This window comes from Streptacidiphilus sp. PAMC 29251 (assembly GCF_054208735.2).
This window is the reverse complement of sequence record NZ_CM135725.2, coordinates 334108-359295: the sequence shown is the minus strand read 5'-3', so window position 1 is coordinate 359295 and position 25188 is coordinate 334108. Positions and strand designations below refer to the sequence as shown.

Annotated in this window: 27 protein-coding genes and 1 pseudogene; 11 read left to right on the top strand and 17 right to left on the bottom strand. The window is 69.1% G+C overall.

Annotation, left to right across the window (positions count from 1 at the left end; genetic code table 11):
• Positions 1-290 precede the first annotated feature (290 nt).
• Positions 291-761 (bottom strand): hypothetical protein, encoded by a 471-nt coding sequence (locus ACXKR8_RS01910; protein ID WP_458271149.1) that lies wholly within the window; start codon positions 759-761, stop codon positions 291-293.
• 140 nt (positions 762-901) lie between these two features.
• Here ACXKR8_RS01910 and ACXKR8_RS01905 point away from each other — a divergent pair, with 140 nt between their 5' ends.
• Together ACXKR8_RS01905 and ACXKR8_RS01900 are read left to right on the top strand one after the other, a co-directional pair.
• On the top strand, positions 902-1126 hold the full coding sequence (locus ACXKR8_RS01905) for a hypothetical protein (RefSeq protein ID WP_458271148.1): 225 nt from the start codon (positions 902-904) through the stop codon (positions 1124-1126).
• Between the two features lie 310 nt (positions 1127-1436).
• Complete coding sequence (locus tag ACXKR8_RS01900) at positions 1437-1697, top strand: hypothetical protein (RefSeq protein WP_458271147.1); 261 nt, start codon at positions 1437-1439, stop codon at positions 1695-1697.
• A gap of 46 nt (positions 1698-1743) precedes the next feature.
• On the opposite strand, the gene ACXKR8_RS01895 is transcribed toward ACXKR8_RS01900, so the two are convergent.
• The 3 genes from ACXKR8_RS01895 to ACXKR8_RS01885 all read right to left on the bottom strand — a co-directional run bounded on the left by ACXKR8_RS01895 (position 1744) and on the right by ACXKR8_RS01885 (position 5717).
• A complete protein-coding gene (locus ACXKR8_RS01895; protein WP_458271146.1) occupies positions 1744-2409 on the bottom strand; it encodes a RapZ C-terminal domain-containing protein in 666 nt (221 codons plus the stop codon).
• Positions 2410-3215: 806 nt separating this feature from the next.
• Positions 3216-4955, bottom strand: coding sequence for an AlbA family DNA-binding domain-containing protein (locus ACXKR8_RS01890; RefSeq protein ID WP_462100242.1), 1740 nt, complete (start codon positions 4953-4955; stop codon positions 3216-3218).
• Positions 4956-5189: 234 nt separating this feature from the next.
• The gene (locus ACXKR8_RS01885; protein ID WP_458271144.1) at positions 5190-5717 is read right to left on the bottom strand and encodes a hypothetical protein; all 528 of its coding nucleotides are present in this window, start codon (positions 5715-5717) and stop codon (positions 5190-5192) included.
• A gap of 87 nt (positions 5718-5804) precedes the next feature.
• Between ACXKR8_RS01885 and ACXKR8_RS01880 the strand changes: the two genes are divergently transcribed.
• Positions 5805-6203, top strand: coding sequence for a transposase (locus ACXKR8_RS01880; RefSeq protein ID WP_458266979.1), 399 nt, complete (start codon positions 5805-5807; stop codon positions 6201-6203).
• Positions 6200-7234, top strand: a complete 1035-nt coding sequence (locus ACXKR8_RS01875; RefSeq protein WP_458274906.1) for an IS3 family transposase — start codon at positions 6200-6202, stop codon at positions 7232-7234. The genes ACXKR8_RS01880 and ACXKR8_RS01875 overlap by 4 nt, the downstream gene beginning before the upstream one ends.
• Here the strand turns inward: ACXKR8_RS01875 and ACXKR8_RS01870 are convergent.
• Complete coding sequence (locus tag ACXKR8_RS01870) at positions 7214-7717, bottom strand: hypothetical protein (protein WP_458271143.1); 504 nt, start codon at positions 7715-7717, stop codon at positions 7214-7216. The genes ACXKR8_RS01875 and ACXKR8_RS01870 overlap by 21 nt on opposite strands.
• Before the next feature lie 315 nt (positions 7718-8032).
• On the opposite strand from ACXKR8_RS01870, the gene ACXKR8_RS01865 reads away from it, so the two are divergent.
• Positions 8033-9073: a hypothetical protein gene (locus tag ACXKR8_RS01865; RefSeq protein WP_462100241.1), complete on the top strand. Its 1041-nt coding sequence runs from the start codon at positions 8033-8035 to the stop codon at positions 9071-9073.
• 128 nt (positions 9074-9201) lie between these two features.
• Complete coding sequence (locus tag ACXKR8_RS01860; protein WP_462100240.1) at positions 9202-10068, top strand: hypothetical protein; 867 nt, start codon at positions 9202-9204, stop codon at positions 10066-10068.
• A 113-nt stretch (positions 10069-10181) separates the two neighbouring features.
• Here the strand turns inward: ACXKR8_RS01860 and ACXKR8_RS01855 are convergent, their stop codons facing one another.
• Positions 10182-10382, bottom strand: a complete 201-nt coding sequence (locus ACXKR8_RS01855) for a hypothetical protein (protein WP_458271141.1) — start codon at positions 10380-10382, stop codon at positions 10182-10184.
• Positions 10383-10452: 70 nt separating this feature from the next.
• On the opposite strand from ACXKR8_RS01855, the gene ACXKR8_RS01850 reads away from it, so the two are divergent.
• Positions 10453-11649: a hypothetical protein gene (locus ACXKR8_RS01850; RefSeq protein WP_458271140.1), complete on the top strand. Its 1197-nt coding sequence runs from the start codon at positions 10453-10455 to the stop codon at positions 11647-11649.
• Positions 11650-11705: 56 nt separating this feature from the next.
• Here ACXKR8_RS01850 and ACXKR8_RS01845 read toward each other — a convergent pair whose 3' ends face one another.
• Entirely contained in the window at positions 11706-13535 is a 1830-nt protein-coding gene (locus ACXKR8_RS01845; RefSeq protein ID WP_458271139.1) for a hypothetical protein, read from the bottom strand.
• A gap of 134 nt (positions 13536-13669) precedes the next feature.
• A complete protein-coding gene (locus ACXKR8_RS01840) occupies positions 13670-14041 on the bottom strand; it encodes a toxin Doc (RefSeq protein ID WP_458271138.1) in 372 nt (123 codons plus the stop codon).
• 125 nt (positions 14042-14166) lie between these two features.
• On the opposite strand from ACXKR8_RS01840, the gene ACXKR8_RS01835 reads away from it, so the two are divergent.
• Positions 14167-15567, top strand: coding sequence for an IS1380 family transposase (locus ACXKR8_RS01835; protein ID WP_458266600.1), 1401 nt, complete (start codon positions 14167-14169; stop codon positions 15565-15567).
• 200 nt (positions 15568-15767) lie between these two features.
• Here the strand turns inward: ACXKR8_RS01835 and ACXKR8_RS01830 are convergent, their stop codons facing one another.
• Positions 15768-16001 (bottom strand): ribbon-helix-helix protein, CopG family, encoded by a 234-nt coding sequence (locus tag ACXKR8_RS01830; protein ID WP_458271137.1) that lies wholly within the window; start codon positions 15999-16001, stop codon positions 15768-15770.
• 107 nt (positions 16002-16108) lie between these two features.
• Here ACXKR8_RS01830 and ACXKR8_RS01825 point away from each other — a divergent pair, with 107 nt between their 5' ends.
• Positions 16109-16411 (top strand): hypothetical protein, encoded by a 303-nt coding sequence (locus ACXKR8_RS01825; RefSeq protein ID WP_458271136.1) that lies wholly within the window; start codon positions 16109-16111, stop codon positions 16409-16411.
• A gap of 262 nt (positions 16412-16673) precedes the next feature.
• Here the strand turns inward: ACXKR8_RS01825 and ACXKR8_RS01820 are convergent, their stop codons facing one another.
• From ACXKR8_RS01820 to ACXKR8_RS01785, 8 genes and pseudogenes are all read right to left on the bottom strand, one after another.
• A complete protein-coding gene (locus ACXKR8_RS01820; RefSeq protein WP_462100239.1) occupies positions 16674-16799 on the bottom strand; it encodes a hypothetical protein in 126 nt (41 codons plus the stop codon).
• Positions 16800-16916: 117 nt separating this feature from the next.
• Positions 16917-19478 carry a helicase associated domain-containing protein gene (locus ACXKR8_RS01815; protein ID WP_458271135.1) on the bottom strand — a complete coding sequence of 854 codons (2562 nt, stop codon included), beginning with the start codon at positions 19476-19478 and terminating at the stop codon, positions 16917-16919.
• Positions 19479-19660: 182 nt separating this feature from the next.
• Positions 19661-19771 (bottom strand): annotated as a pseudogene (locus ACXKR8_RS01810) (hypothetical protein); the annotation flags it as partial.
• 19 nt (positions 19772-19790) lie between these two features.
• A complete protein-coding gene (locus tag ACXKR8_RS01805) occupies positions 19791-20531 on the bottom strand; it encodes a hypothetical protein (protein WP_458271134.1) in 741 nt (246 codons plus the stop codon).
• Positions 20528-21781, bottom strand: a complete 1254-nt coding sequence (locus tag ACXKR8_RS01800) for a hypothetical protein (protein WP_458271133.1) — start codon at positions 21779-21781, stop codon at positions 20528-20530. Before ACXKR8_RS01800 ends, ACXKR8_RS01805 begins: the two co-directional genes overlap by 4 nt.
• Positions 21778-23532 carry a DEAD/DEAH box helicase gene (locus tag ACXKR8_RS01795; RefSeq protein WP_458271132.1) on the bottom strand — a complete coding sequence of 585 codons (1755 nt, stop codon included), beginning with the start codon at positions 23530-23532 and terminating at the stop codon, positions 21778-21780. Before ACXKR8_RS01795 ends, ACXKR8_RS01800 begins: the two co-directional genes overlap by 4 nt.
• An 85-nt stretch (positions 23533-23617) precedes the next feature.
• Complete coding sequence (locus ACXKR8_RS01790) at positions 23618-23869, bottom strand: hypothetical protein (protein WP_458271131.1); 252 nt, start codon at positions 23867-23869, stop codon at positions 23618-23620.
• 151 nt (positions 23870-24020) lie between these two features.
• Positions 24021-24293, bottom strand: coding sequence for a hypothetical protein (locus tag ACXKR8_RS01785; RefSeq protein ID WP_458271130.1), 273 nt, complete (start codon positions 24291-24293; stop codon positions 24021-24023).
• 289 nt (positions 24294-24582) lie between these two features.
• On the opposite strand from ACXKR8_RS01785, the gene ACXKR8_RS01780 reads away from it, so the two are divergent.
• Entirely contained in the window at positions 24583-24756 is a 174-nt protein-coding gene (locus tag ACXKR8_RS01780; RefSeq protein WP_462100238.1) for a hypothetical protein, read from the top strand.
• Positions 24753-25148, top strand: coding sequence for a PIN domain-containing protein (locus tag ACXKR8_RS01775; protein ID WP_458271128.1), 396 nt, complete (start codon positions 24753-24755; stop codon positions 25146-25148). The genes ACXKR8_RS01780 and ACXKR8_RS01775 overlap by 4 nt, the downstream gene beginning before the upstream one ends.
• The last annotated feature ends 40 nt before the right edge of the window (positions 25149-25188 follow it).

The following is a 25188-nucleotide window of genomic DNA, read 5'->3' as shown; positions in this document are numbered from 1 at the left end:
CTTCTCCATCCAGGCAGCCCGTAGTAGGGAAGATCGGCAGCCCCTGACGCCCACTCCCAAAACGTGTCGACTGTCGTGAATCCAGCCTTCGCATTGATCTCACGCTCCCCGAAGAACTCTCCGGCCATCAGGCGTGTAGGGGCACTTCGTGGGCTGACGGGCTGAGTAGACATAAGTCATGACTGCCAGTCTGGGTGAAGTCTTTCAACTACCTGCGCGCGTGTCGGCCTGGATGAGCGGGGAGCCGAGCCGCCCACGGCCACGGGGGTGCGGTCGCCGGCCGCGCCTAGCTAGTTCGACAGGTCGAGGCCATGGTCGCCAGAGGTGGAGGAAGCGATGGCCGTTACCACGCCGTCCAGCGTCAGCACAGCCTCGTCGTGGGCCTCCTTCGCCTGGGCCCGGGTGAGCAGCCGCTTCGGCTTCCACGACCGGGCGCAGGCACGGAATCTCACCTGCTCGATCCAGTACGGGTCCCCGTTGCCCTCGACCGTGCGCACGCCGTCCCACATGGTGACCACGGCGAACCCGCCGTTGACCGTCGATTCGATGATCCGGGCCTTGCCCGCGGGAACCAGGATCTCCCACTCGGCCTTGGTGATCACCTCGTCGGCCTCGTTGGAGTAGATCAGCTCAGGCTCCCGCCGCAGTGCCGCTGCAGCGGCTGGCGAAGCAGATTCCGGGCGCGACACACGACCCCTGCGTCCTTTGAACCACAGCATGTCCGGCCCCTTCGCGATCAGCAGAGCTGCGATCTTAGGCACGCCTCCCCGGTCACTGTCGACTCCGCCCAGGTCACTGCGGCGCAGGTCACAGGGCTGCGGAGCCCGGCAGAGCCGGCTGAAAAGGGTCTTGGCGCGCAGTACCGGCAGCGAAACAGTCCAGGAGCGGAAGCGGTGCAGCGGTGGCCAAGCGGGACGTCTGGGTACGCGTCGGCGACGACCTGGTGCGAGGCGACCACATCGTCGGCATCACCGTCGGCCGCACGCCCTACCCGCACGAAACCTTCAAGCTGCTGACGAAGGCCACCGGGCACCGCGACCCCCTGATCTTCGACACCGACGTCCTCGTCGGCGACCGCAGCCACCAAGGCCACCTCCGCGTCACCGCACCGCCGACGACTTCGTGAACACCCTGGCTCGCGGTGCCGTCTCTCCGACCGGCGCCCTGGTGCGACTCAGCTCGGCCGACGACGGCGCAAGCCCCGCGTGGGTACTGGCCATCCTCGGGTAGTCGGGCTACAACGCACTTCGTCCGCCGACCGGGACAACATGCCCAGTCCTGCGCCCTCATCGGCCGGAAGCGATCCGAGCTGCGCCCCACCAGCCGAGGAGAGTCGCCCCCGGCTAGTACGACTAGTTGAAAACTGCTGGTCAGAAGCTGACGTGATGCACCATCATGGCGCCACACATCCGTGCAGTTGGTTGCAAAGGGGGGCGATGCAGGGACAGCACGAGCGCACCACGGTCACCGTCGTCCGCTGCTCGGGGCAGACGGCGTTCGTCGCCGCGAAGGCGTGGAGGCTCGGCGCCATCCTGATCGGCGTGCCGGTGTCGACCCTGACGAGGGAGAGCGGACTGACCCGCGCGGAACTGCTGGGCGCCCACTTCACCGTGCTGCTCGACTTGGACGCACTGCTGGACCCGCGCCCGTGCGCGTGGCGCTCGGCCGGAGCGCCGGCCACGCGGCGGGTCACCTGACGTCCTCAGCGAGCGGTAGGCCGAGGTGGACTGGAGGTCCCGTTCGTCAGCGTCCGAGCGGTGGCTCAGGAATTGCGCGGTCGTGTCCCAGAAGCCCGGTCGCGTAGCCGATGGCGACGGCGTGGGGGAGCGTCCGGGCGTGGAGCAAGATCCTGGCTCTGTTGAGCAGCTGGCCCGCGGTCTGCGGCCGGATCTTCAGGAGGGAAGCGGTCTGGGTGTGGGTGTGGCCACGCGCCAGGAGTTGGAGCGCAACGTGCTCGTGATCGGTGAGGTCCGGCCGCTGTGGAAGAAGAGGCCGGTCGATGTGCCGGTGCTCGGCCTCGACGCCGTGTCCGGCCCGGCGGATCCGAGCGGCGAGCTCTTCCGATACAACGACTGACCTGTGCCTTCCTCCACCGCATGCCACATGGATGTCGATGCGGCGGCCGTCGTTCGACGCTTCCAGAAGCGCAAGGATGCGGCGCAGGTTTCGACTGATGAGTCGTTCGGCGCCGGGGGAGTTGAGGACGTAGTCCCGGACCTGGGAATCGAGGCCGTTGGAGTGGAGCATTCGCCGACGGACCGCCGGGTCCTCGGGCGGATTGAGCAAGGGCCGGGTGTCCACGCGCAGCGCGTCGCCGCCAGGGGCGTCGTTGTGCCCCTCGCCGTAGCTGGTGATGACGGTTCGGATGAGCCCGGGGGCCAGGTGCGGTTGCCGATTGGTGAGATCCATAACCCGAGTCTGTGATCTGCGGGGCAGCGAGGTAGGACAGTTCGCGGTGTTGCACGTTGCCAATCGCAGGACCTGTTGATCTGGGCCTCGCCCAGGGAAATCGGACTCTAGGCTCCGGCGCGTGCCGAACGGCTCGGGGACGGCCAGGTCGGCGGGCGGCCGACCCAGTACGGGGAACGACCACTGTGCCCGGCACTGATCTCCACGTCTCCCGTTCCGGCCCGCGGGCTGATCGCGATCAGCTCCTGGCCTCTGGAGCTGAGGCTGCTCGGCCCGGACAGCACCCGCATCCACTTTCTGACCGCGGCCCTGCGCCTGGTCGAAGCCGCCGAGCGCACGGCACCCTCCGAAGGGCCCCTGACGGAACCGGTCAGCAACATCCTGCGGCGGTTCAGCCGCCAACTGCCGGGAGCTGACACGGGCTCGGACCCCCTGGACCTCCAAGGTCTCCGTGCCGCTGCCACCGCCGAGCTTGCGATCGTTGCCGACTAGGCCGCCACCATCGCGGCAGCGGCTCAGCGGGCACGCGAGGAACTCGACGAGGCAGAGCAGGTCTTCGGAAGGTGACCGGCTCGTCCCCTATGCGCTGGCCGGGCCGAGCGCAGGACTTCGAATGGTCCTGCTGGCAGACCCATAAGTGCGGTGGTGCACCCGGCGGACGGCCGGAGCGACGGGTCCGGCGCACGTATAGGACCGGGTCAACTGACCAAAACCGGTCCCGGCCGACCCGTCGGTACTCGCAGCACCCGACCGTCTGGATTTGTTGACGAGAGTCGAGAGCGGACGGGCACGGGGATCTGTCCGCTTCACTGGAGGTCCTCGTCGGTCGGGATATATCCGTAGCCCTGGGCCGTGTGTGCGAGCGCGCTGTGGAGCAAACGCTGACGGGCGGTGCGCTCCAGCATGGGGGAGACCGTGATCGTCACGGACATATCGGTCAACAGGTCGTGGCCGGTCGCCCCGAACTCGCTGAGGTCGATCAGCGTGCGCAGGTCGGATGGGGACTGGTCGTGGGGACCTTCGGAGGTCAGGCGCAACTCGACGGTGGGCACTCCCGCCCACCGCATCGCGGCAGCGTCGCCCGCAACGGCCGGTAGGAGGTCGGCTGCGGTTTCCCAGGCCGCCAGCAGTACAGCTTGCACCTCCTCCAGCGTCAGCTGGGTCGCGGCATCGGCAGGAAGAGCCGCCGACCAGGCGGCTGTGTCCCGGAGCGTCACCTCGGCGCAGGTCACCAGCGGTGCGTACTGGGTACTGGGAAGGGCGGCCATCACCGCCGCGGTCAGGGCAGGCCGCCCATCGGGGGCGGTGAGGGTGGCTGAGTAGCTCGCCGCTTCCAGCGCGTTGCGGTAGGGGCCGGGCCCCCAGTTTGCGGCGGGAAGTCCAGCGCCCCGGCGTCGCGACAGCGTGGTCACCGCGCCGGCCAATGCGCTGAAGGGCAGCGCCTGCGCCAGGTCACGGCGGCGCGCCGGGGTGATCTGCAGGCCTCTCGACTGGTCCCAGGGCAGTGTGACCAGGACCCGCAGCCGCAGTGTCGGTGGATTCCGGTCGCTGGTCCAGTTCCGGGCCGCACGGGTCTGCTTGAAGTCCAGGGCGACCTCCGGCTCCCAGTGCCACCCGACTCGTCCCGAGCGCACCAGCAGCCCGGAGCCCCAGCTGCCGCCGTCAACCGTGACGCGCTCGGTTTCCGGCCCCAGTGCCGTGGCAGCGGCCCCTTCAACGAGGGGATAGCCGACCACGGCGAGCGGATCCCCTCCCGGGCCTAGCCGTCCCGCGTCGAGCAGGGACTTCCACACCGGTTCAGCCACTGCGACCGGGGCCTTGCCGCCGACCAGGCACAGGACCCATCCAGGTTGCGCGTCAACCGTGTCGGCGAAGTGCTGCATGACGGCGGCACCGTGTGCGTAGGCCTCGCTCGTCGGCTGGCCGAGACCGGCGCCGCGCAGCTGCGCGTGGGCTTCGCTCATCTCGCGCTCATGTGAGGGCAGTCCCTGGCCCACGCGCAGCTGTGGGGCGGAGGCGTCCAACTGGGCTTGGGCGAGGGCCTGGTGGATGAGGTCAGCCAGGACCTGCGGGGCGGGCATGCCGGAGGCGGCGATTCCGGCGGAGAGCAGTCGCTGCAGTTCGGTGCGCGGCAGCCAGTGGGTGCCGTCGGCCTCGCGGACCGGGAGTGCGACGGTGTCCCGGCTGACCTGGCCCGGCTTACCGGTTGCGGCCGCGACGACGAAGGCGGTTCCCGACGCCTGCTGGGGGATGTCGACGTAGGCGATGCATGACCCCTGTCCGTCGTCGGACCGGGCGACGGTCACGCCACGCGGCGCTGGGGTGATGCGTTCGCGGATCAACTTGCGCAGTTGGTCCAGGTCGACGGAGTCCCAGTCGACGGGAGCGATCCGATCGAGCACTTCCTCGCCGTGCTCGAGCCGGGTGGCGATACCGAGGACGAGCAGACCGCCTCCTGCGTTGGCGAACGCCGCGACGTCCTTGGCGAGCTCTTCTACCGAGCCGGGGTTCCGCGGCTCGTAGGGGCGGCCTTCGCGTCCAGCCACTGCCCCTCACGGAGCCCGAGCAGGGCGGTGGGCGCGTGGGCGCGTAGCGCCGACCGTGCTCCTTCGAGATCCATCTGCGACATCCCAGCAGTATCCCGGGCACGACCGACCGCCGCAGGATCATTTCCCACCTGCGCCTCATCTCACTGCTCAGGGCAGTCGTCAGTCGTTCGAGCTCAGTCTGGCCGCGGCATCGCGAGCAGCGATGGACAGGAGCTCGTCACGTGCAGTGCGCTACTTACCCCTGAGTTCGTCCATGCGATTCTGCTCCCACCGGTCCAGGACGATCTCAAAACGCCTTGCCGACGACTCAACCTCGCAGAGGTCCTTGTCCAGGCCGATGTAGCGGACCATCAGATTGACGAGTGTCGTGATCCCCGTTCTCAGGCCTACCGCTCGTTTGTTCCACGAGCTCAACTTCCTCTCGGCCGTCTGGCTCAAGCCGTTCAGGAGGTTGCCGAATTCATCGTCTGGCAGTGGATCGTTCCGCTCCCGCGCATCCTTCGTGAGAGCAGACAACAACTGGCGTGCCGTCTCGACGGTCCTCACGATACTGTTCACCCGCTTGACGGCATGATCGCTGAATCGCGCAGCCACGGCTCGCAGGTCCATCTGAAGGCCGGCCGTGAGCAGGGTGGGCAGTTCACGAGGGGGCACGACAACCCCCGGAGCAGACGTTGCGAGGGGGTACATGATCGGCCGGTGCCGGTCGAGCAGCTGCCCAGCCAGCACTATGTAGCCAAGTACCAGGTCTCCGATCAAGTCGACCGGCACCCTCTCTGACAGTCTCGACTGAGACGTCCGGTTCGTCCGGGTTAGTCTGGATGGGCGAGACAGGAGATTCCCGGCATGGCTTCCAATACCACCACCTCACGCACAGCCCCCGAGCCCGACCCGGCCCCGCGGCCGAAGCGGCGCACGTTCACGGCGGAATACAAGCTGCGGATCGTCGCTGAGTACGATGCCGCCCCCAGCGGGGAGAAGGGCGCGGTCCTGCGCCGCGAGCGGTTGTACCACTCGCACATCATCGAGTGGCGGGCCGCGCGAGACGCCGGAGCGATGGCCACGCTCGCCGACCGGCGGACCTCGCCCGCACGCCCCAAGAGGCCCGCCGAAGCAGCCGAGGCCGAGCGGCTGCGCAAGAGGCTGGCCGTCGTGGAACGGGAGCTGGCGCAGAAGGACGCCGCCCTGGAGCTGCTGGGAAAAGCTTCCGCACTCTTGGAACTGCTCTCCAAGAGTGCGGGCTGAAAGCCGAGGCCGAGCAGGTCGCCGACGAGCTCTTCCAGTCGCTGGAGCGGGAGTTGAACACCACTGCGGCCTGCCGGCTGACCGGTCGCTCACGGGCCACGCACTACCGTCGGCTCAACCCGCCCCCGCCGCGCGAGCGCGCTCCGCGCCCCTCGCCGCCCTCAGCTCTGGCTCCGGCGGAGCGCGCGCGGATCCTGGCACTGATGAACAGCCCGGCCTATGCCGAACTGGCACCTGCCCAGATCTGGGCGCGCGAACTGGACGAGGGCCGCTACTACTGCTCAGTGCGCACGATGTACCGGATCCTGGAGGCCCAGGGCCAGACCGGCGAGCGCCGCCGCCAGGCCACCCACGCCGCCAAGTCCATCCCCGAACTCGTGGCCACCGCCCCCTCGCAGGTCTTCAGTTGGGACATCACCAAACTGGCCGGACCAGACAAGGGCATCTGGTACCACGCCTACGTCATCATCGACATCTTCAGCCGCTACGTCGTCGGCTACACCGTGGAGATGGCCGAATCGGCCGAGCGCGCCGAGGAGTTGATCAGCGAGACCGTCGAACGCAACGGCATCGCCCCCGAGCACCTGCACGCGGACCGCGGCACCTCGATGACCAGCAAGAAAGTCTCGCAGTTGCTCATCGATCTGGGCGTGACGCGCTCGCACTCGCGCCCCAAGGTCTCGAATGACAACCCGTACAGCGAAAGCCAGTTCAAAACCACGAAGTACATGGCCGACTACCCGGCGCGGTTCGACTCCCTGAACCACGCACGCGAGTGGTTCGACTCATTCATTGCCTATTACAACCATGAGCATCGCCATTCGGGCATCGGGCTGCACACGCCTGCGTCCGTGCACTTCGGCACCGCCGGCCAAGTCCAGGACCAGCGCGCCGTCACGCTCAACGAGGCATACGCCCGCCACCCCGAACGCTTCGCCCGCCGCCCCCGCCCGCCCAAGATCCCCGATCAGGCGTGGATCAACGACCCCGCCAAACGCAGAGAACCCGAATCAGCACAACAGAGCGCATAACCGTACGAACGTCTCATTTGACTTGACACGTTCCGGCAGGACGTCGTTGTGGTAGACCTCGTTGCGGTACTCGTGCATCCGAGCGAGGACCGCGCACTCCTCGGGCGTCAGAACCCCCTGCTTGACGAGGTATTTGGTCTTGCTGTGCAGGTGCTTGTCGAGTTCCATCCGCTTGTCCGGCCCGATGTGCCCGGCAAGCAACTTGTCCAGCCGAGCATCCGGTTCTGGAAGGGTGCCTCGGACCTCCCGTAGTTCCTCGACCACGCTGTCAGCCAGCTGCATGGCAAGTCGGGCGTTGACCTCACGTCCCACGATCACCTCGACCAAGTGATCGACAAGGAGCAGGGCCAGCCGGTCGTGCGACTGGTCGCCGGCCCGGGCGCACTGCCGGATCTCCTCGATTTCAACGGCGAGCCATCCCCACTGCTCTACGTCGGCGGCCTGGGCGCGATCCCAGTCGTGAGCGAAGGGCTGAAACGGCATGGCTGAACAATGACACTACACAGACCCCAGGTGAAGGCCCCTGACTGGATGCGCTTCAGCCCCACCGTTGCGCACCTGGGGTCACCGCGATGGTGTGGACAACTCCCGACGGTGCTGCGGAGAACGCCGCCTCGGCCGAGCAGCCTGGCGGAGCGGAGCCGGTGGGGCCGGTGTCCTTCTGTTCCCCCGCCCAGGATCCCACTTGTGACGATCGAGCCCGCCCCGGCCAGCCAGTGCGGGATGATCGGACTGAGCCCGATCGTGTGTCACTTCCTGTGCTGGGAGACTGCTGTGGCGCCCACTGCATTCGAGCGCGTGAACCGCGTTCTGAGCGTCCTTGATCGCGAGCCGAGTCAGCTCGCCGCCGGAATCCTGGAATTCATCGACCAGCCCCTGCCCTCCGATGGCGCGGGGCTGGATCTCCTCGACATCGTCGTGGCCTGCGTCGCTCACGAGGATCTCCTGGCTGATTGGTTGGAGCTGGCCAGGATCTGGCGATGGTACGGACGGACCGGTCCCCTTACTGAGCCGGACCCGCCCACCCACCGGACCCAGCGAGTGCTGCGCGCTACGCGAACTGCCGTCTCGGCGCTGGACGACACATCGCTGCGCGCCAACGCCCTGGCCCTGGCCCCAAGGGCCTGGCTGCTCGAAGCACTCGCCGAGAGCGTCTACAACCACGCACCCGACCGGGACGCCCTGATCGACCCGGCCCGGCCGCTGGACGAGCACAGCCGGGACAACGCCGACCGCGCCGAGTTCCTGCACAGCGCAGCCGAGCACGAGCTCGGCGCCCTGACCGCCGAACCCCCCGCCGCCTGGGGGCCGTCCATCCGCCCCGCTCTGGCCATCGCTCTGACCTGGCGGCTGACAGCCCTGGCCGCAGTGTTCGCCCACCTTGCCAGCGAACCCGTCGCCCCAACACTGGACTGGCAGAACTGCGCGCCGGGCCACTGGAGCACCACCCTGCTGCTCCCGGGTGCCGTGGCACCTCTGAGCGCGGCGATCACCGAGCAGTCCCCATCACCGCACGGATCGTTGGGCCTGCCACTGGCTGTAGAGGGCCCGTTCTCCTGGGCGGTCTCCTGGGGCCCTCCCGGGCGCACCGCTGGCCAGCCGCTGGGGTCGGGCCGCGCCTGCAGCCCGGGCTATGCCCGCTGGCAGGCACACACCAGTGCCTCGATACGCTGCGCCGGATTCCGGGTGGGACGCGCCGCAACGGGCGACTCCTGGTCCCAGCCGACCCAGCCTCGGCCGAGCAGCCCCCAGCAGTTCCGGTATGGACGATCGGCCTGGGGGATGTCCTTGGTGCCGTCGCCGACCGCTACGAGGCCGACCTTGGCCGCCAGCCGATAGCAATGGCCGAACCGATGCCATCACTGCCGCACAGCCGCAGCGGGGAACCGCTGAGCGCGCCTGCGCTGATCCTCGCCGACCTCGACGCACCCTGGCCCGCTGATACCGAGCCCGCCAACCGGGCCGCAGTGGGCGCACCCGCTTTCGAGGCGTTCCTCGCCGAGCACGCTGCAGCCCTGTCCCCCACCGCCAGCGCGTACCTGGGTGGCCTGGCACAAGCCGGCACCGGCCCGGAACCCATTGCCCGCCGCCACCGGGCCGCCATGCAGGCGCTCCTCGCGCTCCTGGACGCAGACTCGCAGGCCATCGTCCTATGCCTGGCCGAGATCGGACCACCACCGGTGGGAGGCTTCGCCGCGCTGCTCGACTCCGCGGTCCTCCTGGACCAGGTCCGCTTCTACGCCCCTCGCGGTGAGGACCGTCCCTCCGGCGCGACCGATGGACAACTCGCCGATGCCCGCCGACGCATCTGTACCGGCCTGGACGCGCTCGCCTTGGCCTCGCTCCGCGACATCATCCACCCCGACCGCGTGAAGGACTGCGACGACATCGAGGAGGCGGCCAAGGCAGTCGTGCGTAGATGGTCCGTCTTCCCCAACCCGGTTCCCGGCCCTACCGACGACCTGCTGCCGGCAGTCCGCTTCACCGTTTCCTTCCGCATCACCGACGACCCCGACACCGAGGCAGACGTTCTCTTCGACCCGTCCCTGCCCGACCGGGCCTGCCTGTGCTTATGGGTCACTGACGAATGGGGTGCGAAGGTCGCCGCCACCGGCCACGCCGAGCTCGCAGGCCGACCGGTCACACAGATCCTGCAGTGCGACAAGGAAGGCCGCCCGCTGGTCGCCCGCATCATCGACCTCACCGCGTTCCCCGACGTACACCACACCCCTGACCCTGAACTGTCATGGGAATTGCACGCCCGCAACGCGATCGTCAACGTTGACTGGACGGACGGCACGCCCCGCCTGTTCATGCCAAGCCTCGACCGCTGAGCTGACCGACCCCAGGCAGCGACCGGATAGCCTTTGCGGCTTTCGCACCGGCGCACCGCAAACTGGACTCAGAGCCCGGGCCGCGGTGAGCACCACGGCGGCAGTGGCCCGGCTCACCTTTCGAGCGCTACCGCATCGGCAGGCCGCTGCGCACCGTCGAGGCCAGGGCTCGCTCTGCCGCCGCCCGACCGCCGGCGTCCGAGCCCGGCTCCGTTGAACGGATCCAGCCGGATCGCCCGGGGCGGCAGCTTCATACGCCGGCAGCCATCTACGTTGAGTTCCGGCTTGACGACCTGCAGAGTGCTGGTGCTCATTGCGTCCACGGTGCCAGCGGGCCCCGGAATCCGCGTGCGGACCCTGCCGCCGCCGTGACACGCTCAAGCGATGGGACACTATCCGTGGCTACACATCGCCGGCGGCTCCGTAATCGCCGGAGGCGAGGAACTCCTGGCGATGTTCACCGAGGATGAGCGAGTCCACGAACACGCATCCGCCACGGGGTGGGACAGCTGGGACACCGACACGATGTCGCTGGGCTACCGCTCCACGGCATACACCCTGCTCGGTCGCCTCCAGGCTCAGGGCATGACTTCAGCCCGGGCCCGCGACGACCTGGACGAAGAACTCCGCCGCTGGCACAGCGAGGACCCCGGACCGCTGCCCAATTGGACCGCACCGGTACCCACTGCCGCCGACGTCCTGCAGGAGGCCGCACGCCGCCTCGCCAGCCCCACCGACATCCACACCTTCCCACCTGAGAACGACCCGCTCAGCGTCATGATGCGGATGAGTGAGCGCAGCATGCTGCGGCTGCTGCTGGACTGCGTCCCCGCCGTCGCACCGGTGGCGCTGGACCTGAGCCAACTGACCGGGGGCTGCTGCTTCCCGTTCGACGAGGACGAGCCGCGCGCGACCAACGCCCGTGCCGGGCAACTGGCCTTGGGACGGGAGATCAGCCCGCTCCTGGTGCTCACCGAAGGTGTCTCCGACGCCCGCCTGCTCTCCCAGGCCATCCAGGTCACCCACCCCCACCTGGCCGGGTTCGTGAACTTCCTCGACTTCGACGCGCCCGCCACGCGCCCCGAGGGCGGCGCTGGCGCCCTTGCCCGGAACGCCGTCGCCTTCATCGCCGCTGGCGTCACCAACCGCTTCATCGCCCTGGCCGACAACGACGTCGCCGCCCACCGTTCCATGGGCAAGCTCAAGCGTAGGGCACTGCCTGACCACTGCCGGATCCTCCACTACCCTTCGCTGCCGCTGCTCGCCGACTACCCCACGCTCCCGTTCGGTACGAGTGTCCCGGTGCCTGCCGACCTCAACGGCACGGCTGGATCTCTGGAGATGTACCTGGGTCGCGACGTCCTCACCGGACCCGACGACCTGCTGCTTCCGCTGCCACTGGCCGAGGACGGTACGGGGAGGTTCTCTTCGTACCAGAAGCGGGTCATCCAGGAACGCTTCGCTCGCAAGGCCGGGACCGCTCTGGCCCGGGAGCCGGCGGCGGAGCCCACAGGCGACTGGACCGGGACCAGTGCCATCATCGAGGCGATCCTGCACGCCTTCGACAGGCCCCATGTATGATCGGTGTCGCCTTCCGCAGCACGGACGGCCCTGGGGGCGCCCCCGCGCCGGAGGAGTCAGCGGCGTTTGTGATGGGTGAGCGCGACCGCCATCGCCCAAGCGCCCGCGGCGGCTAGCGGATCTTCGGGCAGCGGCTGCCCCAGACGCTCAGCGACCTGCCGGAAGTAGGGATGCATCTCGTGATCCTCCCCGGTGACCAGTGCCGACAGCAGGCCGTTGCGCGGCGCTCCATCCTGGTCCACGCGAACGAGGAGCTCCACGACCATCTGGCTGGGCAGCGATCCTTCGCCGGGCTTCTGAGCCTTGCTCAACAACTGGGACAGCGTCACGGTCCGGCTGCCGCGGGCGGCCTGCATCAACTCGGCCCGCAGCGCCTTCACCCGCGGTTCCACGAGCGAGTCCGATATCCGCATGCGGCGCGGCCTGCTCTGACCCGCGCCGGCCGCGGGAGCTCCTGGCCTGGGCAGGCGCCGCTCATCCGGTAGGACGCGCTCCGCCCAGCCCGTGACCTCAGCGCGTTGCGGACGGGACAGTACGTCGGCGGCCGCTGCCGCGACCTGCTGCAGCTCAGCGATCCAGGGCCGAAGCGGGTCGACGTCGGGAGTGAGCTTGCGCTTGCGCAGGGCCACGAGCAGCTGCTCGGTCCGCGCGGCCGCCTTCTTCTGCTCTCGGGTCGGCCCGACGGGGACCTTGCGTGCCGGGGTACGGCGCCCCGCACTCAGGCCTGTGCGTTCCTGGCGGAGGTAGGACTCGCCCTTCCTGAGCGTGCCGAGCTCCCCGGAAGCACCTCCGTGCTGGGTGACGTCGCGCGCCCGGACCAGGAGCGCCCGCACCTGCGGAGCGTTGCCGGCCCGGATCGCGTTCGCGAGGCTCTCGAACAAGGCGTCGCGCTCGTGTTGCTGCTGCGTCAGAACCTCGCGGGCCTGGGCGAGGGAGACGGCGAAGGCGTCCCTGGCGGCGGCCGTCAGCGGCGGCGAACTGTGCTGCCGAACCTCCGCGGCCGCGTAGAGCAACCGGATTGGCTTCGCTTCACCTGACCGGGTCGCCGCGCGCAGCCGGCTGAGGAGTGCGGCGGCTTCCATCGGCATGTCCGGTGCCTCGTCGGCCTGCGGCCGTGGCTGCGCAGGGTGGTGCTGCGGAGGACGGTTCGTCGGCCTGGGGTGCCCCCCGACGCGCGGCCGTAGTTGACCCGAGCCGGGTGGCTCCTCCGCAAGGATCCTGGTGACGGCGGGCGTGATCAGGCCTCGTTCGTCGAACCGGCACTCCTCGAGCTGGAACCAGTCGGTGCCGACTCCTTCGATCTGGGTTCCCAGGACAGGTCGGCGGCGCGTGCCTTCGCTCTCCATTCTGATTCGGTTGATGTAGCGGCACCGCTCCCAGATTCCTCGGCTGACCTCGACGCCCGGGCCCAGGATCACCTGCAGACCGTTGGCCTGGGTCCAGTCCGGAACGCCGGTGCTACTGCCGATGTGGATAGTGAGCCGCGCCCCGGACTGCAGGTCGAGGTCGACCATCGACCCTATCCCGCCGGTGAGTTCCGGGAAGGATCCGGTAGCCGCGATGCCCTGCCGTTCGAGCCACCGGGTGAGGTCAGATTTGATGAACAGGTGGTCAGCACTAGAGACATCGTTCTGAGCCCGTCTGCAGACGCGAGGGGACCCATCCAGGTGCGGGAAGTGAGCGAAGTGGCATGCGCGGTCCGTGTACAGCTTGGTCGAGAGCTGTCCGCCGCAGCCTCCGAGCAGGACGCCGCACCAGAACGTCGAGTGGGCGTAACTCCGTCGGAAGGCTGCTGCCTCGATTACCTCCAGGGGCAACACGATCGGAGAGTCGGACTGCGCGTCGTCGCATACCGCGGTCTGTACGCGACGTACGTCCGTGACCATCCCAAGACTCCCTGACCCGGGGGCTCACCCGGTGCTTCGTTGCTCTGAAAGGCCTTGGCTTCAAGGATGCCCGGCGACCCTCCCCGTTCGCATCCACTTGTGCGGACAGGCTCCGCGCCGGCTTCGGCCCGAGCTCAGACCCGCCAGCTTCGGATCCGGTCTGCGCAGGCGTAGACGTCGGCGCCCCCAGCGCGGACCTCGGCCGCCAGGTGGCTGAGGGCACCGTACGGGGCGTCGATGGCCTCGCCGCTCGCCGCCATGTACGCCACGGCGATCAGTGCCCCGTACAGAGAGTTGCGAGCAGGCAGAGGGCGAACCGAGACGATCTCGTGCAGGAGAGCCGCTGCCCGCCACGAGGCGTCCGCCTGGTAGTCCAAGCGCGGTGTGTTCACCCGGTGCCGGGCCACGGCCGCGACCAGGCCGCTGAAGTCGTTGATGGAAGGATGCTTGGGTAGAACCTCTGCCTGGCGCTCAAGCAGCCAGCGAATGTCGACGTGCAGGTCCACTCAGCCCGAATCCACCGATGAATGACCTGTCCGAGGCCTGGACATAACGACGCGGATGCCCTCTGACCTGGGACGATGGGACTTCCTACAGAACCAAGTCGCCAGAACGAGAGAACATCCGCGAGATGCAATCCTGCCATGCCGCCACAGCGGTTTCCGCCGTCTTCGACGAGCCGAACCTGATCGCCGATGCCGGGCTGCTGTCGCTGGTCCGGCTGGCCGAGCGGGCCGGCCTGCGGCAACTGGCCGCGTCCGCGCTCCGCATCGAGGGCGCCGACAACAGCGGCGGAGCCAACCCGGCCGCCAAAGTGATGTCGCTGATCAGCGCGATGTGCGCGGGCGCGGACAGCATCGACGACGCGGCGCGGCTGCGGCACGGCGCGATGGACCGCGCCTTCACCTCGGTCCGCGCGCCCTCCACCCTGGGCACCTTCCTGCGCTCCTTCACCCACGGCCACAACCGCCAGCTCCACCGCGTTCACCGCGACTTCCTGGCCCGACTGGCCCGCAGCACCCCACTGCTGCCCGGCGCCGACACACTGATGTTCATCGACATCGACCCCACCCACCGCCGCGTGTACGGCCACGCCAAGCAGGGCGCGCAGGTCGGCCGCCTCAAGGGCCAGCGCACCCTGCACCCGATCCTGGCCACCCTGTCCACCCCGATCGCCCGGCCCGTGATCGGCGCGGTCCGCCTGCGCCGCGGCAAGGCCGCCGACGTCCGCGGAGCCGAGAGCTTCGTGAGCGAGGCCCTGGCCATAGCGAAGGAGACCGGCGGCACCGGGATCCGCCTGGTCCGCGCGGACAGCAAGTTCTACACCGCCGACGTGGTCGCCGCCTGCCGCCGGGCCGGCGCCCGATTCTCCCTGACCACCGGCATGAACCCCTCCATCGCGGGCGCGATCTCCCGCATCCCGCAGGAGTCCTGGACGGCGATCCGCTACCCGGACGCCTTCGTCGACCCCGACACCGGCGAGATGGTCTCCGACGCCGAGGTCGCCGAGATCCCCTACACCGCCTTCACCGGCCGAAGGAAGTCCGAGCACGTCACCGCCCGGCTGATCGTGCGCCGGGTCCGCCGATTGAACGCCGAAGTGGCCCAGGGTCAGGGCGAGTTGTTCACCGCCTGGCGTTACCACCCCGTCTTCACCGACAGCTCCTTCGCGGTGCTGCAGGCGGAACTGCACCACCGGCAGCACGCCGTGGTGGAGCAGGTGATCGCGGACGGGAAGTCCGGGCCTCTGGCCCACCTGCCGTCCGGGAACTTCCAGGCCAACGCCGCGTGGCTGACCCTGTGGGCAATGTCGCACAACCTGCTGCGGGCCGCCGGTGCGCTGACCTCGGTCTTCCACGCCAAGGCCACCACAGCGACCCTGCGCGCCCACCTGGTCCACGTCCCGGCCCGGCTCGCGCGCACCGCGCGCACCAAATTGACGGTGCATCTGCCCGAGCACTGGCCCTGGCGCGACGCCTTCACCGCCCTGTTCGAGGCCGTCCACTCCCCACCGCCGCGCCCGGCGGCCTGACCGCCACAAGATCCCGCACCGCGACGGCCCGACGGCCACCGGCGACAGCGCCACCAACCGCTCCCGACCCCGCACAACCCCTCGGACAGGCCGCGACCCGCGCACGGCGGCTACCGCACACCCTCAACCTGTTGCCCCCAGCGGCCGACCGTCCACGGGCAGGAGAGCAACCCCGAAATGATCAGCCGGTGGATTCGGGCTCAGGCAGCCCGTCCGGCCGCGCTGTCCGGCTCCTCTTCAGGGAACGCCTCGGCGAACTCGCTGGCGTGCCGGGCCAGGAAGGCCGCCGCCGTAGCTGCGCCTCCGTCGAGGCGCGGATCGCGCTCGGCCGCCTCGGTGATCAGTGCGGTGACCGTGGTTCCCTCGGCGGCGGCCCGTGCGGTGAGCCTCGCGTGCACGTCGTCGTCGACTCTGATGCTGATCTGCTTCGGCATGCCCCAAGCGTATAGCAACCTGCTACACAGGGCGAGAATGGTGCCCTGCCTGCCGAAGTTCGGGAATCCGGTCTGACCCCCCCACAGCGTTTGGCAAGATGAGCCCCGTGATCAACGCTGTGGACGCTGTACTGCTCGGCTGGTGGTGGACACTCGCCGTGGCCATCCTCGTCGTGCTCCGCGAAGACCGCCGACCACGAGAGCGCCGGAGCACGCTACAACAGTGGGCAGACCTGGCCCAGGCGATCCTCGTCCTGGCCCTTCCCGCGTTCTGGCTCCTCGCCACGAACCGCTCGACCAAGCTCACCGACCAGCTCATCATGACCGTGATCGTCGCGGCCATGGGCTACGGCGCCGCCGGGTCCGTCCGCGACCGTATCCGAGGCACTCAACGGGGCGGATCCAAGTAGCCTCGCGATCATCGACGCGACCACACCGGACACCCCCACTGATGGGTGATCACATTGGCCACGCCTCCACCCAGGGGCTCCCACCTCCGGGTCACCGAACAGCACGACGGCTCCAGGACGACGGCGAGCATCGGGTTCGCATCGGCATCAGAAACACCAACAGACACCTCCGCCTCCGCCTCCACCACCTCCACGACCGCACTGACCGCCGGCGGCCCCGGCTCCGCCACAACCAGGCCACCCCGCGCCCGCCTACTTCTCCTCATGCTCTCCAGGATGCACGCCGCTGCTCCCCAGGCGTAGCCGCCGCGTCGACCAACGCCAGCATCAGCACCCAGGCGGTCTCCAAGAGGCCGCTGCCCAGCAGCCGGCCGGTCAGCGACGTCACCGGGACGCCCGACTCCGGCTCCCGGCCACTGCTGACACTTCCCGCCGAAGCCGTCCGCCGCCCCTCCACTGGGCCCGACTTCCGCGGCGCCCACCGCAGATGGCAAGCGGCACCCCCTCACGACCCCTTCGGCACCGGCCAATCCATCCCCACCGCCTCCAACTCGCGGACCTGCTCCACCGTCAGCCCAGCCCGATTCGACCGGACATTCTTACGCCAATCACCCAGGCGGACCACGGTCCCGTCCTCCAACGTCTCCTCGTGCGCCCGCGGCACCCGCAGGTGCCCCTCCCGCTCGAAGAACAGGCGAGCCGCAGCCACCCCCCGGGCATACCGCTGCGCATTGCTCACCCGAACCGGCCGGGTCTTCACCACGGGCGGAGCCTGCAGGCCAACCCCTTCCAACAGCGCCACCTGTTCAGGGTCCAGCTCACCCCACAGCTCGGCCTGACGTCGCAACCACCGGCCCAGATCCTCGCCCTCGATCAGCCGGCCATCCTCCACCGCCAGCGTCCCCCCAGCAGCCAGATGCTGGACCAGCACCCCGTACATCCGCTGCCAGACCACCCCCCAGGCCGGACACCAGAACGGGTCAATCGCAGCGAGCTCGTCACGACGCGACTGCGGCATCGAACCCAGATCCGTCAGCGGCAGCAAGGCCTGGGCCCGAGCAGTCGCCAGCCACCGACCGAGCGCATAGTTCTCCAGCACCGCTGAAACCGGTGCGCACAGGTTCCCGTGGATCTCCGCCCACTTCTTCGCGAACGCCACACCCTGCACCCAGGAATGATCATTGACCGACCACACCATCCCCAGATCCGCCAGCAACTGGGCCCGCAGCGGATCCAGTCGACCCGCCCAGTACTCCACGCGCTGGTCAGCCACGAACCGCCCCAAAGGCCACCGACCCGAATCGTCCATCGCCGTCACCGGCACCAGTACGTGTCCGTGCTGCGCCTTCCAGCGGCGAAGGGCGGCCAGGCCGCGCAGCCAGGACTGGTGCTCTGGCACGATCACCCTGAGCGAGACCATCAGGGCAACGTCCGCAGCCGAAAAGCGATCGTCGGCGAACCGGAGCTGGGGCCCGCGCGCGGGCTTGGTCGGCGGCGGTGTCACCCCGGGCATATCGGGGGCCAGCTCAGTGACCTTCGCCGGCACCTGGTGACCGCCCAGTTCCTCGGCGACGGTGGCTGCGGCCATCAGCGCAGCATCGACGACCAGGGCGTCGTCCTCGTCAACGAGCCCCGACGGCGCGAGGATGTGGGCCCCGCGCGAGTTCTGCTGCGGAATGGCCAGCTGCTCGACCGCGTCCTCGTCGTGTGATCGCAGAGCCTGAAGGATCTTGACCAGCGGATCCCACGCCCGCGAGCTCAACAGATCCTCGTCGTCTGCCGCTTTCGCGGGCAGAAAGATCGGCACGAGGAGGCTGGCGATCTTCCCCATACCGGGGCGCTGCTGGCGAAGGGCTCGACCCATGATCTGTACGGTGTCCACGACGCTCGAACGGGGATCAGCGAACAGCACGGCGTCGGCCGAGAGGTCCACTCCCTCGGCCAGCACGCGGACGTTGCTCAGCACTGCAGAGGCGCCCGGAGGCAGCTCTGCGAACTCCTGAAGCACCGCGCGCCGGTACGAGGGTTCATGCTCGCCGTAGAGCCAGTCCGCCCATACGTCACCGGGCGCCGAGGTGGGGTCGTCTGCTGCCCACTCGGCTGCCCGGGCCGACAGAGTTTCCGCGAACCGCTCCGCCTCCTTCGTTCGATGATGGAACGTCAGCACCCGTTCGATGCCGCGCTCGGCCATCGCGCGCAGAAGGGCAACTTGCATCGCCGCGAGCCGGGCTTCGCGGACCTCGTCCCGCTCCTCCTCGTCGTCCGAGAGTGGCTTGGAGAGTTGCTCGTAAAGCACCTGGTCACGAATTTCAAGACAGACAATCTCGTAATTCGCCAGAAGCTCTCTTTCGATCGCATCGGCAAGCGATAGTTTGTGGCCGATGTTTCCAAACAGAATGACATCGTCCATGCTTGCTGACAGTTTGCGAGTCAGGGGAACATAGCGTCCGGGGCGGGGCTTCACAGCTGCGCTGTCGTCCCAGATCCTCGCTGTTGCTGTCATATAGAGTCGGCGTTCCGATGGAATCAGCTGGTCGGAATGGACAGCGGCCCATGCCTTACCGATGAATCCACTGGTCCGATGGGCCTCGTCCATGATCATGAGGTTCCAGGGGATGACAGGCGGGAGGCAGGCCGTTCCCTCGTGGATTTCGATCAGGACGGCCAGGGAAGCGTAGGTGGAGAACACGATGGCCTCCTGCCCCATCTCCTGCAGCCACAGGGCAAGCCGCGGCGGGCTCGTCGTGCACCGGACCCCAGAGACATCCGCGGGTGACAGAGAGCACACCGCGACCATCTTGTCGGGCGGAAAGCCGGCATCGATCCACACACTGACCGTCTGGGACAGGAGATCCAGAGACGGGCTCCAATTCAAGAGGCGCCCGGCGCGCACGACTTTGCGTGCCACATTCGTAGAGGCAAATGTCTTGCCCGACCCGCACGGCGAAAGGAACTGTGTCCGCAGACCTCCGGGCGGAATTTCTCCTCCAGCGCCGACCGAAAGTTCATGAACCAGCGGAGTGATCGCCTCCACCTGATGGCGCCGAAGCCGATACTTTCCTGACACTGGACCCCCCGATGCTGTACATCGGTTCCGCGAAGCCGTCCAGGTCTTCGTGGAACCCGCCGATGGAGTGCTTCAAAATGGTTTCGGCGACGGGCCTCACTGCGCGGTGGTGTCCCGACCCCGCCGCGGCGGTCTTTGGTGCGACCCAGCGACCCGACCACCTGCCCCTCGCCCAGCTCCAAGAACGTGTTTAGGCGCTGACGCCACTGGGCCAGCAGCTCGGCCTTGTTCACGATGAGCGCGGTGGGCTGGGCGACCTCGGCGATCATCGCGCACGCCATGACGGTCTTGCCGGTGCCCGGCGGGGCCCCATCACCACAGTTTGTCGGTGGACATTTTGAGCAGGCGCTGGAGGTGGGCGCCGGATTTGCGCAGTTCGGCCTCGTTCACGCGCCACTGGAGCGCGGCGGCGGTGTAGCCGCCGCCGTCCGTTCCCGCCCAGTAGCAGACCGCCCGTTCGGCGGCCGCGGCGAGCACCCGCGAGGGGTAGCGCTCTACCAGGGCGGTGGGGTCTGGCAGTCGCGACCAGGCAGTCAGGGCGCGTAGGGTCGGGCCGATGCCCCGGCGCGGGAGCGTTTCCTTCCACAGGGCGGAGGCCACCGGGTCGCCGCCCAGGCCCGGCTTGGGTGCGGTGGTGATCCGCGCGGTCGCCTGGTGGTACCGGCCGAGCATGGCGGCCATGTTCAGCTGCACCGGGGAGGCGTAGGCCAGGACCTCGGCGAGCAGAGCGGAGCCGCTCTGCGACCAGGCCAACAGGTACGTATGCCTGCCCTGGTCGGTGCTCACCTCGCCTCCGGTGTGTTCGACCGCACCGGGGTAGGTCCTGGTGGAGAGGGACTGGACGGACTCCTTGGGGCCGACGCCGATCGCATAGGCGGGTCCCCGTGCGCCGTACAGGTGGAGCAGGGTGTCGGCAGGCGAGTGCGGTTCGCACATCTCGCGCAGTTGGGTGAGTTCTCCGCGGGCGGCGTGCTGCCACAAGGCGAGCGCCCGGTCCTCGCCCGAGCCGATGGTGTACTTCCTTCCCGCCCGGGCCGGGGCGCTGTGCTTCATGGCAGTCGTCTTCGTCCGGTTGACCTGGGGCGGCACCGGGGGGGGGCCGTCTTCGACGCGGCTGCCCGCTGCGACTGGGCCGGCGCGGGCTGCACTTCCGGCTTTCGGGCCACCGGCGCCGTGGCCGGCGGCGAACTCGACCCCGGGGTCGAGGAACCCACTGGCGGGGACAGGGACGGCGCCGGGGACGGGGATTTGGGTGCTATGCAGCGCTCGCAGCCCAGGTGCACCTTGGTCGCCACCAGCGCCGGGCGGCCGACTCCGCATGCGGGGCACCGCAGTTGGGCGAACTCGCCCACGGGCAGCAGCCAGTCCAAGGTCAGCGGGTAACGGCGTGCACCACGGCTCACGTCCACCTTGAGGCGCAGCACCGGGACTTCGATCAGGTTCAGGCGATAGGGCGTGATCTCGTGTCGGGCCCGGAACTTCTCGTTGATCTCGGCGAGCCTGCGGGCTCGTTCCTCGCGGGTGCTCTGGGCCCGGGCCTCCAGGAGCGCCCTGCGGTCCTGGGGCGCGGTGCGGGCCCGGCGTTCGAGGGAGTCCAGGGCTGCCGCGTAGTACTCCTTGGCGCGGGCGCTCTCCTGGTCCAGGGAGTTGCCGCTCTGGGCGGCCAGGACCAGCCGGCGGTCCGTGGCCATTTCATCGATCTGCTGGTGGGCGCGGGCCAGCGCCGCCTTGAGCAGGCTCGGGTCAAACTCCTGCCCGGGGCCGGGATCACGCTCGGTACCGGCGAGCCGACCGGCGGCGTGTTCCGGGAGTGGCAGCCGGGTCGCGAGGTCGAGGTGGACCTCGACCTGCTCCTGGAAGTGGTCCTCGGGCGAGAACTCGTAGGCAACCAGCGCGCCGACCCGCAGCACCGGGCGCAGCGCACGCAGCGGCGGGGTGCCGGGTCTGGCGTCCACGCGTCCGTGGTCCACCGGGAAGGCTTCACGTGCCTTGGCCAGCAGCAGTTCCGCTCCGGGCGGCACCGAGCGCGGGGGGCGCAGGGTGAGGGTGCCGGTGTCGCCTGCATGGAGCAGGGACTCGGCGGCCCGTGCGATCAGCGGGTGGCCGGTGATGAGCAGCAGCGCTCCCTCCTCGCGGGCCACGTCGGGGTCAGTGGTGACGGCGGTCTCCTCCGCCAGTTCGAATTCCCGGGCCAGGCCCTGGGGCAGGACCGCGAAGGCGCGTTCGCCGTCGTCCTCCCACAGTCCGCCGCGGTGCTCGACCCAGTCCAGCCAGAAGTCGAGGGCCCCCTCCTTGCGGATCACGCCGCCTCCCCGTTGCGCTGGTCCTGCGGGTCGGCCCCGACAAGGGCATCGACTGCTTGACGGTTCTCCAGGTAATCGGTGCGGGCCCCGACCAACTTTTCACCCAGTCTTTCCAGGCGGCCCTGGAACTCGGCGTCGTCGACCGAGCCGGCGAAGGCGTCGAAGACCGACGCCTCGAAGTCGAAGTCCTCGTCCACCCGGCCAAGGATCATGTCGAGTTCACCCACTACCAGTTCGAACAGGTTGATCTTCGACTCCAGGATGTGCAGGATCCGCTGCTCGATGGTCCCCTGCGCCACCAGATTGGTGAGCACCACGTCCTGCTCCTGGCCGATGCGGTGCAGACGGCCCAGCCGCTGCTCGATCTGCATGGGATTCCACGGCAGGTCCACGTTGATCATCACATGGCAGAACTGAAGGTTGCGTCCCTCGCCCGCGGACTCGGTGGAAAGCAGCACCGGGACCTCCTGGCGAAAGGCGGCCACCGCGGCCTCCTTCTCCCGGCGCGACAGGCTGCCGTGGTAGACGGCGGCGTCCACCCCGGCGTCGCCGAAGCGGTCGGCCAGGGACTGGAGAGTCTGCCGGAACGCTGTGAAGACCAGCACCTTCTCGCCCCGGGCCGTGTGCCGCAGCACCCGCTCCAGCACCGCGTCGGCCTTCGTCGAACCCATGACGTCAGCCGCTTGGTCGGCAAGATCCTGCCAGCCGATCTTGGCCAGGGTAGGCGCAGCCGCCTGCGGACTGGATCCCGCGAGCCGGGTCAGACCCCGCATGGCCAGCAGCCGGCTGGCGGAGGCGGTCTTCGCCTCGGCCCTGATCCGGGTCACGATCGCCTTGTAGAGCTCGGCCTCCTCGGCGGAGGGCGGGATCAGCACCGTCTCGGCCAGGCGCTGCGGCAGCAGAACCTCGACCTCGCTACGCCGGTGGCGGACCATCACCTCGCGGGTGCGGGCCCGAAGCCCGTCCAGGTCGCGGGCCGCGGCCGGATCCGCGCCCGCGGTGGCCCCGGTGCCGATGTGCCTGGCCTTGAACTGCGCGGGTGTACCGAGCAGTCCCGGTGAGACCAGGCTGATCAGCTCGTACAGGTCCTGGAGGCGGTTCTCCACCGGCGTCGCGGTGAGCAGCAACAGGTAGCGGGCCCGCAGGGTTCGGGCGAGCCTGCCCGAGGCACTGCGTGGATTACGCAGGCGGTGCGCCTCGTCCGCGATGACCAGGTCCCAGGGCTGCTCGGTCACCAGCGACTTCAGCGGGTCCCGGCGCGCGGAGGCGATCGAGGCCAGCACCACGGGACGGTCCGCGCCAGAATCTGTCCCCGCTTGCGCCCACCCCTTCCCGCCTGCGATCACCGTCGGCAGGGCGAACTTGCGCTCAAGCTCCTGCCGCCACTGGTCGACCAGGCCCGCCGGGGTGAGCACCAGGACCCGGTCGGCGAGCCCCCGCAACCGCAACTCGGCCAGCACCAGGGACGCCTCGATGGTCTTGCCCAGACCCACCTCGTCGGCCAGGATCGCCCGGCCCCGCATCCGGCGCAGCACCGTCAACGCGGTCTGCTTCTGGTACCCAAACGGGGTGAAGCCCAGCTGCGGGAGCGAAAGGAAGGTCTCGAAGCCGGGCCTGCGCCACATCTCGACAGCCCGGTCGACCAGAGCGGAGACTTGGGGGTCGGCCGGGGCACCGTCCATCCTGGACAGCAGTTCGATGAAACTGGCCGGAAGCACCGCCGGCGAGGCAACCGTCAGGGTGTCGTCCATACGCTCTTCCACTACTGGAGCCGAAACGGGGTCCGAATCGAGCTCACCCTACCGGCCAAACGCTGCACTTCATGCCGCTCGCCCCTCATAGCGGGGACGCCTCGGGGGTCTTCGGGCTGGCGTGTACAGCGTGGGCGATGCGCCAGTCGATGCCGTCTCCGATCAGGGCGCCGACCGCGATGGCCGCGGACAGGTCTGGGGCGTCGATGTCCAGGCCGGGCAGAGCGCCGACAATTTCGGCGACTCCCGGGCGGGCTTCGGCGGTGGTCAGGCACAGCGCGGGGTAACCGGCCCCCAGGGCGAGCAGTGCGGTGTGGTCGAAGATCGCGGGGATCACGCTGTGGCGCCCCGCTCTGCGATCGCAGCACGCAAAGGCACCTGGGAACTCCCCGCTCGCCGCGGTGGCACCGCCCCGGAGGTACCCGGCCGCCGACGTCGCGCCGCCCCAGGCAGCTGCCGGCGGGCGGCCGGGGCGGGCGCGGTCCGGGTCAGGAGTCGGCGGGCTCCGCGTCGCCCTGGGCGAGGGTGCGGCGGCCGGCCTCGGTCAGGACGGCGGTCCACTGCCGTCCCTTGCGGTCCGGCTCTCCGGTCTCGCCCAGCTTCACCAGGCCCAGGACCTCCAGGGGCCGGATCGTCGCCAGGTGCAGGTCCGGCATCCCGCGCCCAGGGGTGCGGCCCTGGTTTTGCAGCCGTCGGAGCTCTCCGAGAGCGGTCCACTGGCGTTCGGTCAGTTCGGGCACAGGTATTTGGTCATCGGACACGCGGCCGATCCTATTGAGCAGCCGTCCCCATGGGCACCGCCGTGACGTCGACCCGGCCCGCTCGTTGGCCTGGGTAGGACCCACACCCCCCGGGTCTGCAAGCCGGGGCGGCGCTCAGTGTCATGACCGCGCGCCGCCCCGGCCACCCGTACGGGTGAACCCGCTCCCCTCTGAAGGTATTCAGCTGTATTCTCCTTGCTATGGCTGACACCACGATCAAGATCCCGAGGAAGTCCGCGACCGGCTGCGCGAGGTCGCCGAGGAGCGCGGCATCAGCACCCGCACGCTGGTGGAGCAGCTGGCCGCCAGTGTCCGCACCCGCAGCGAGCGCGAGGCCGCCGTTGAGCGCAACATCGCCCACACCAGGGAGCGCTTCGGCGTGGAGGTCACCGGCGCCGACCTGGAGGCGGCCCGCGAGATGCTGCGCCGGATCCGTGCGGGGGAGCTGGGTGAGGTAGCGTGATCGTTCTGGACCACACGGCGGTCGCGGGGCTGCGCCGGTACCCGGCGCTGCTGCATTTCGCCGTCAATGCCCCCGACGACGACCGCGACCGTGTGACTGTGCCACTGCTGTGCCTGACCGCGGCCCTGTTGGGCGAGGGAGCGCAGCAGGGGTTGGCTGATGACCTGGGCGGTTACAGCGGAGTCGACTTCGCGCCATTGGACTTCGCCGCCTTCCACCACATCGAGCAACTGGTCCGTGCGGGGGTGGCGTGGCAGGTCGCCCATGCTGTCCACGTGGTCCAGGCCGCTGGTCTGCAGCCCCACGACCGGTCCTCCTGCGTGATCCTCAGTGCCGAGCCCAAGACCTACACCGGGCTCGGGGTCACCGTCGTCGACCTCGCCGGCCTTTGAGCGCGTCACCGTCATCTGGTCGATCGAGGCGGCTGGCTCG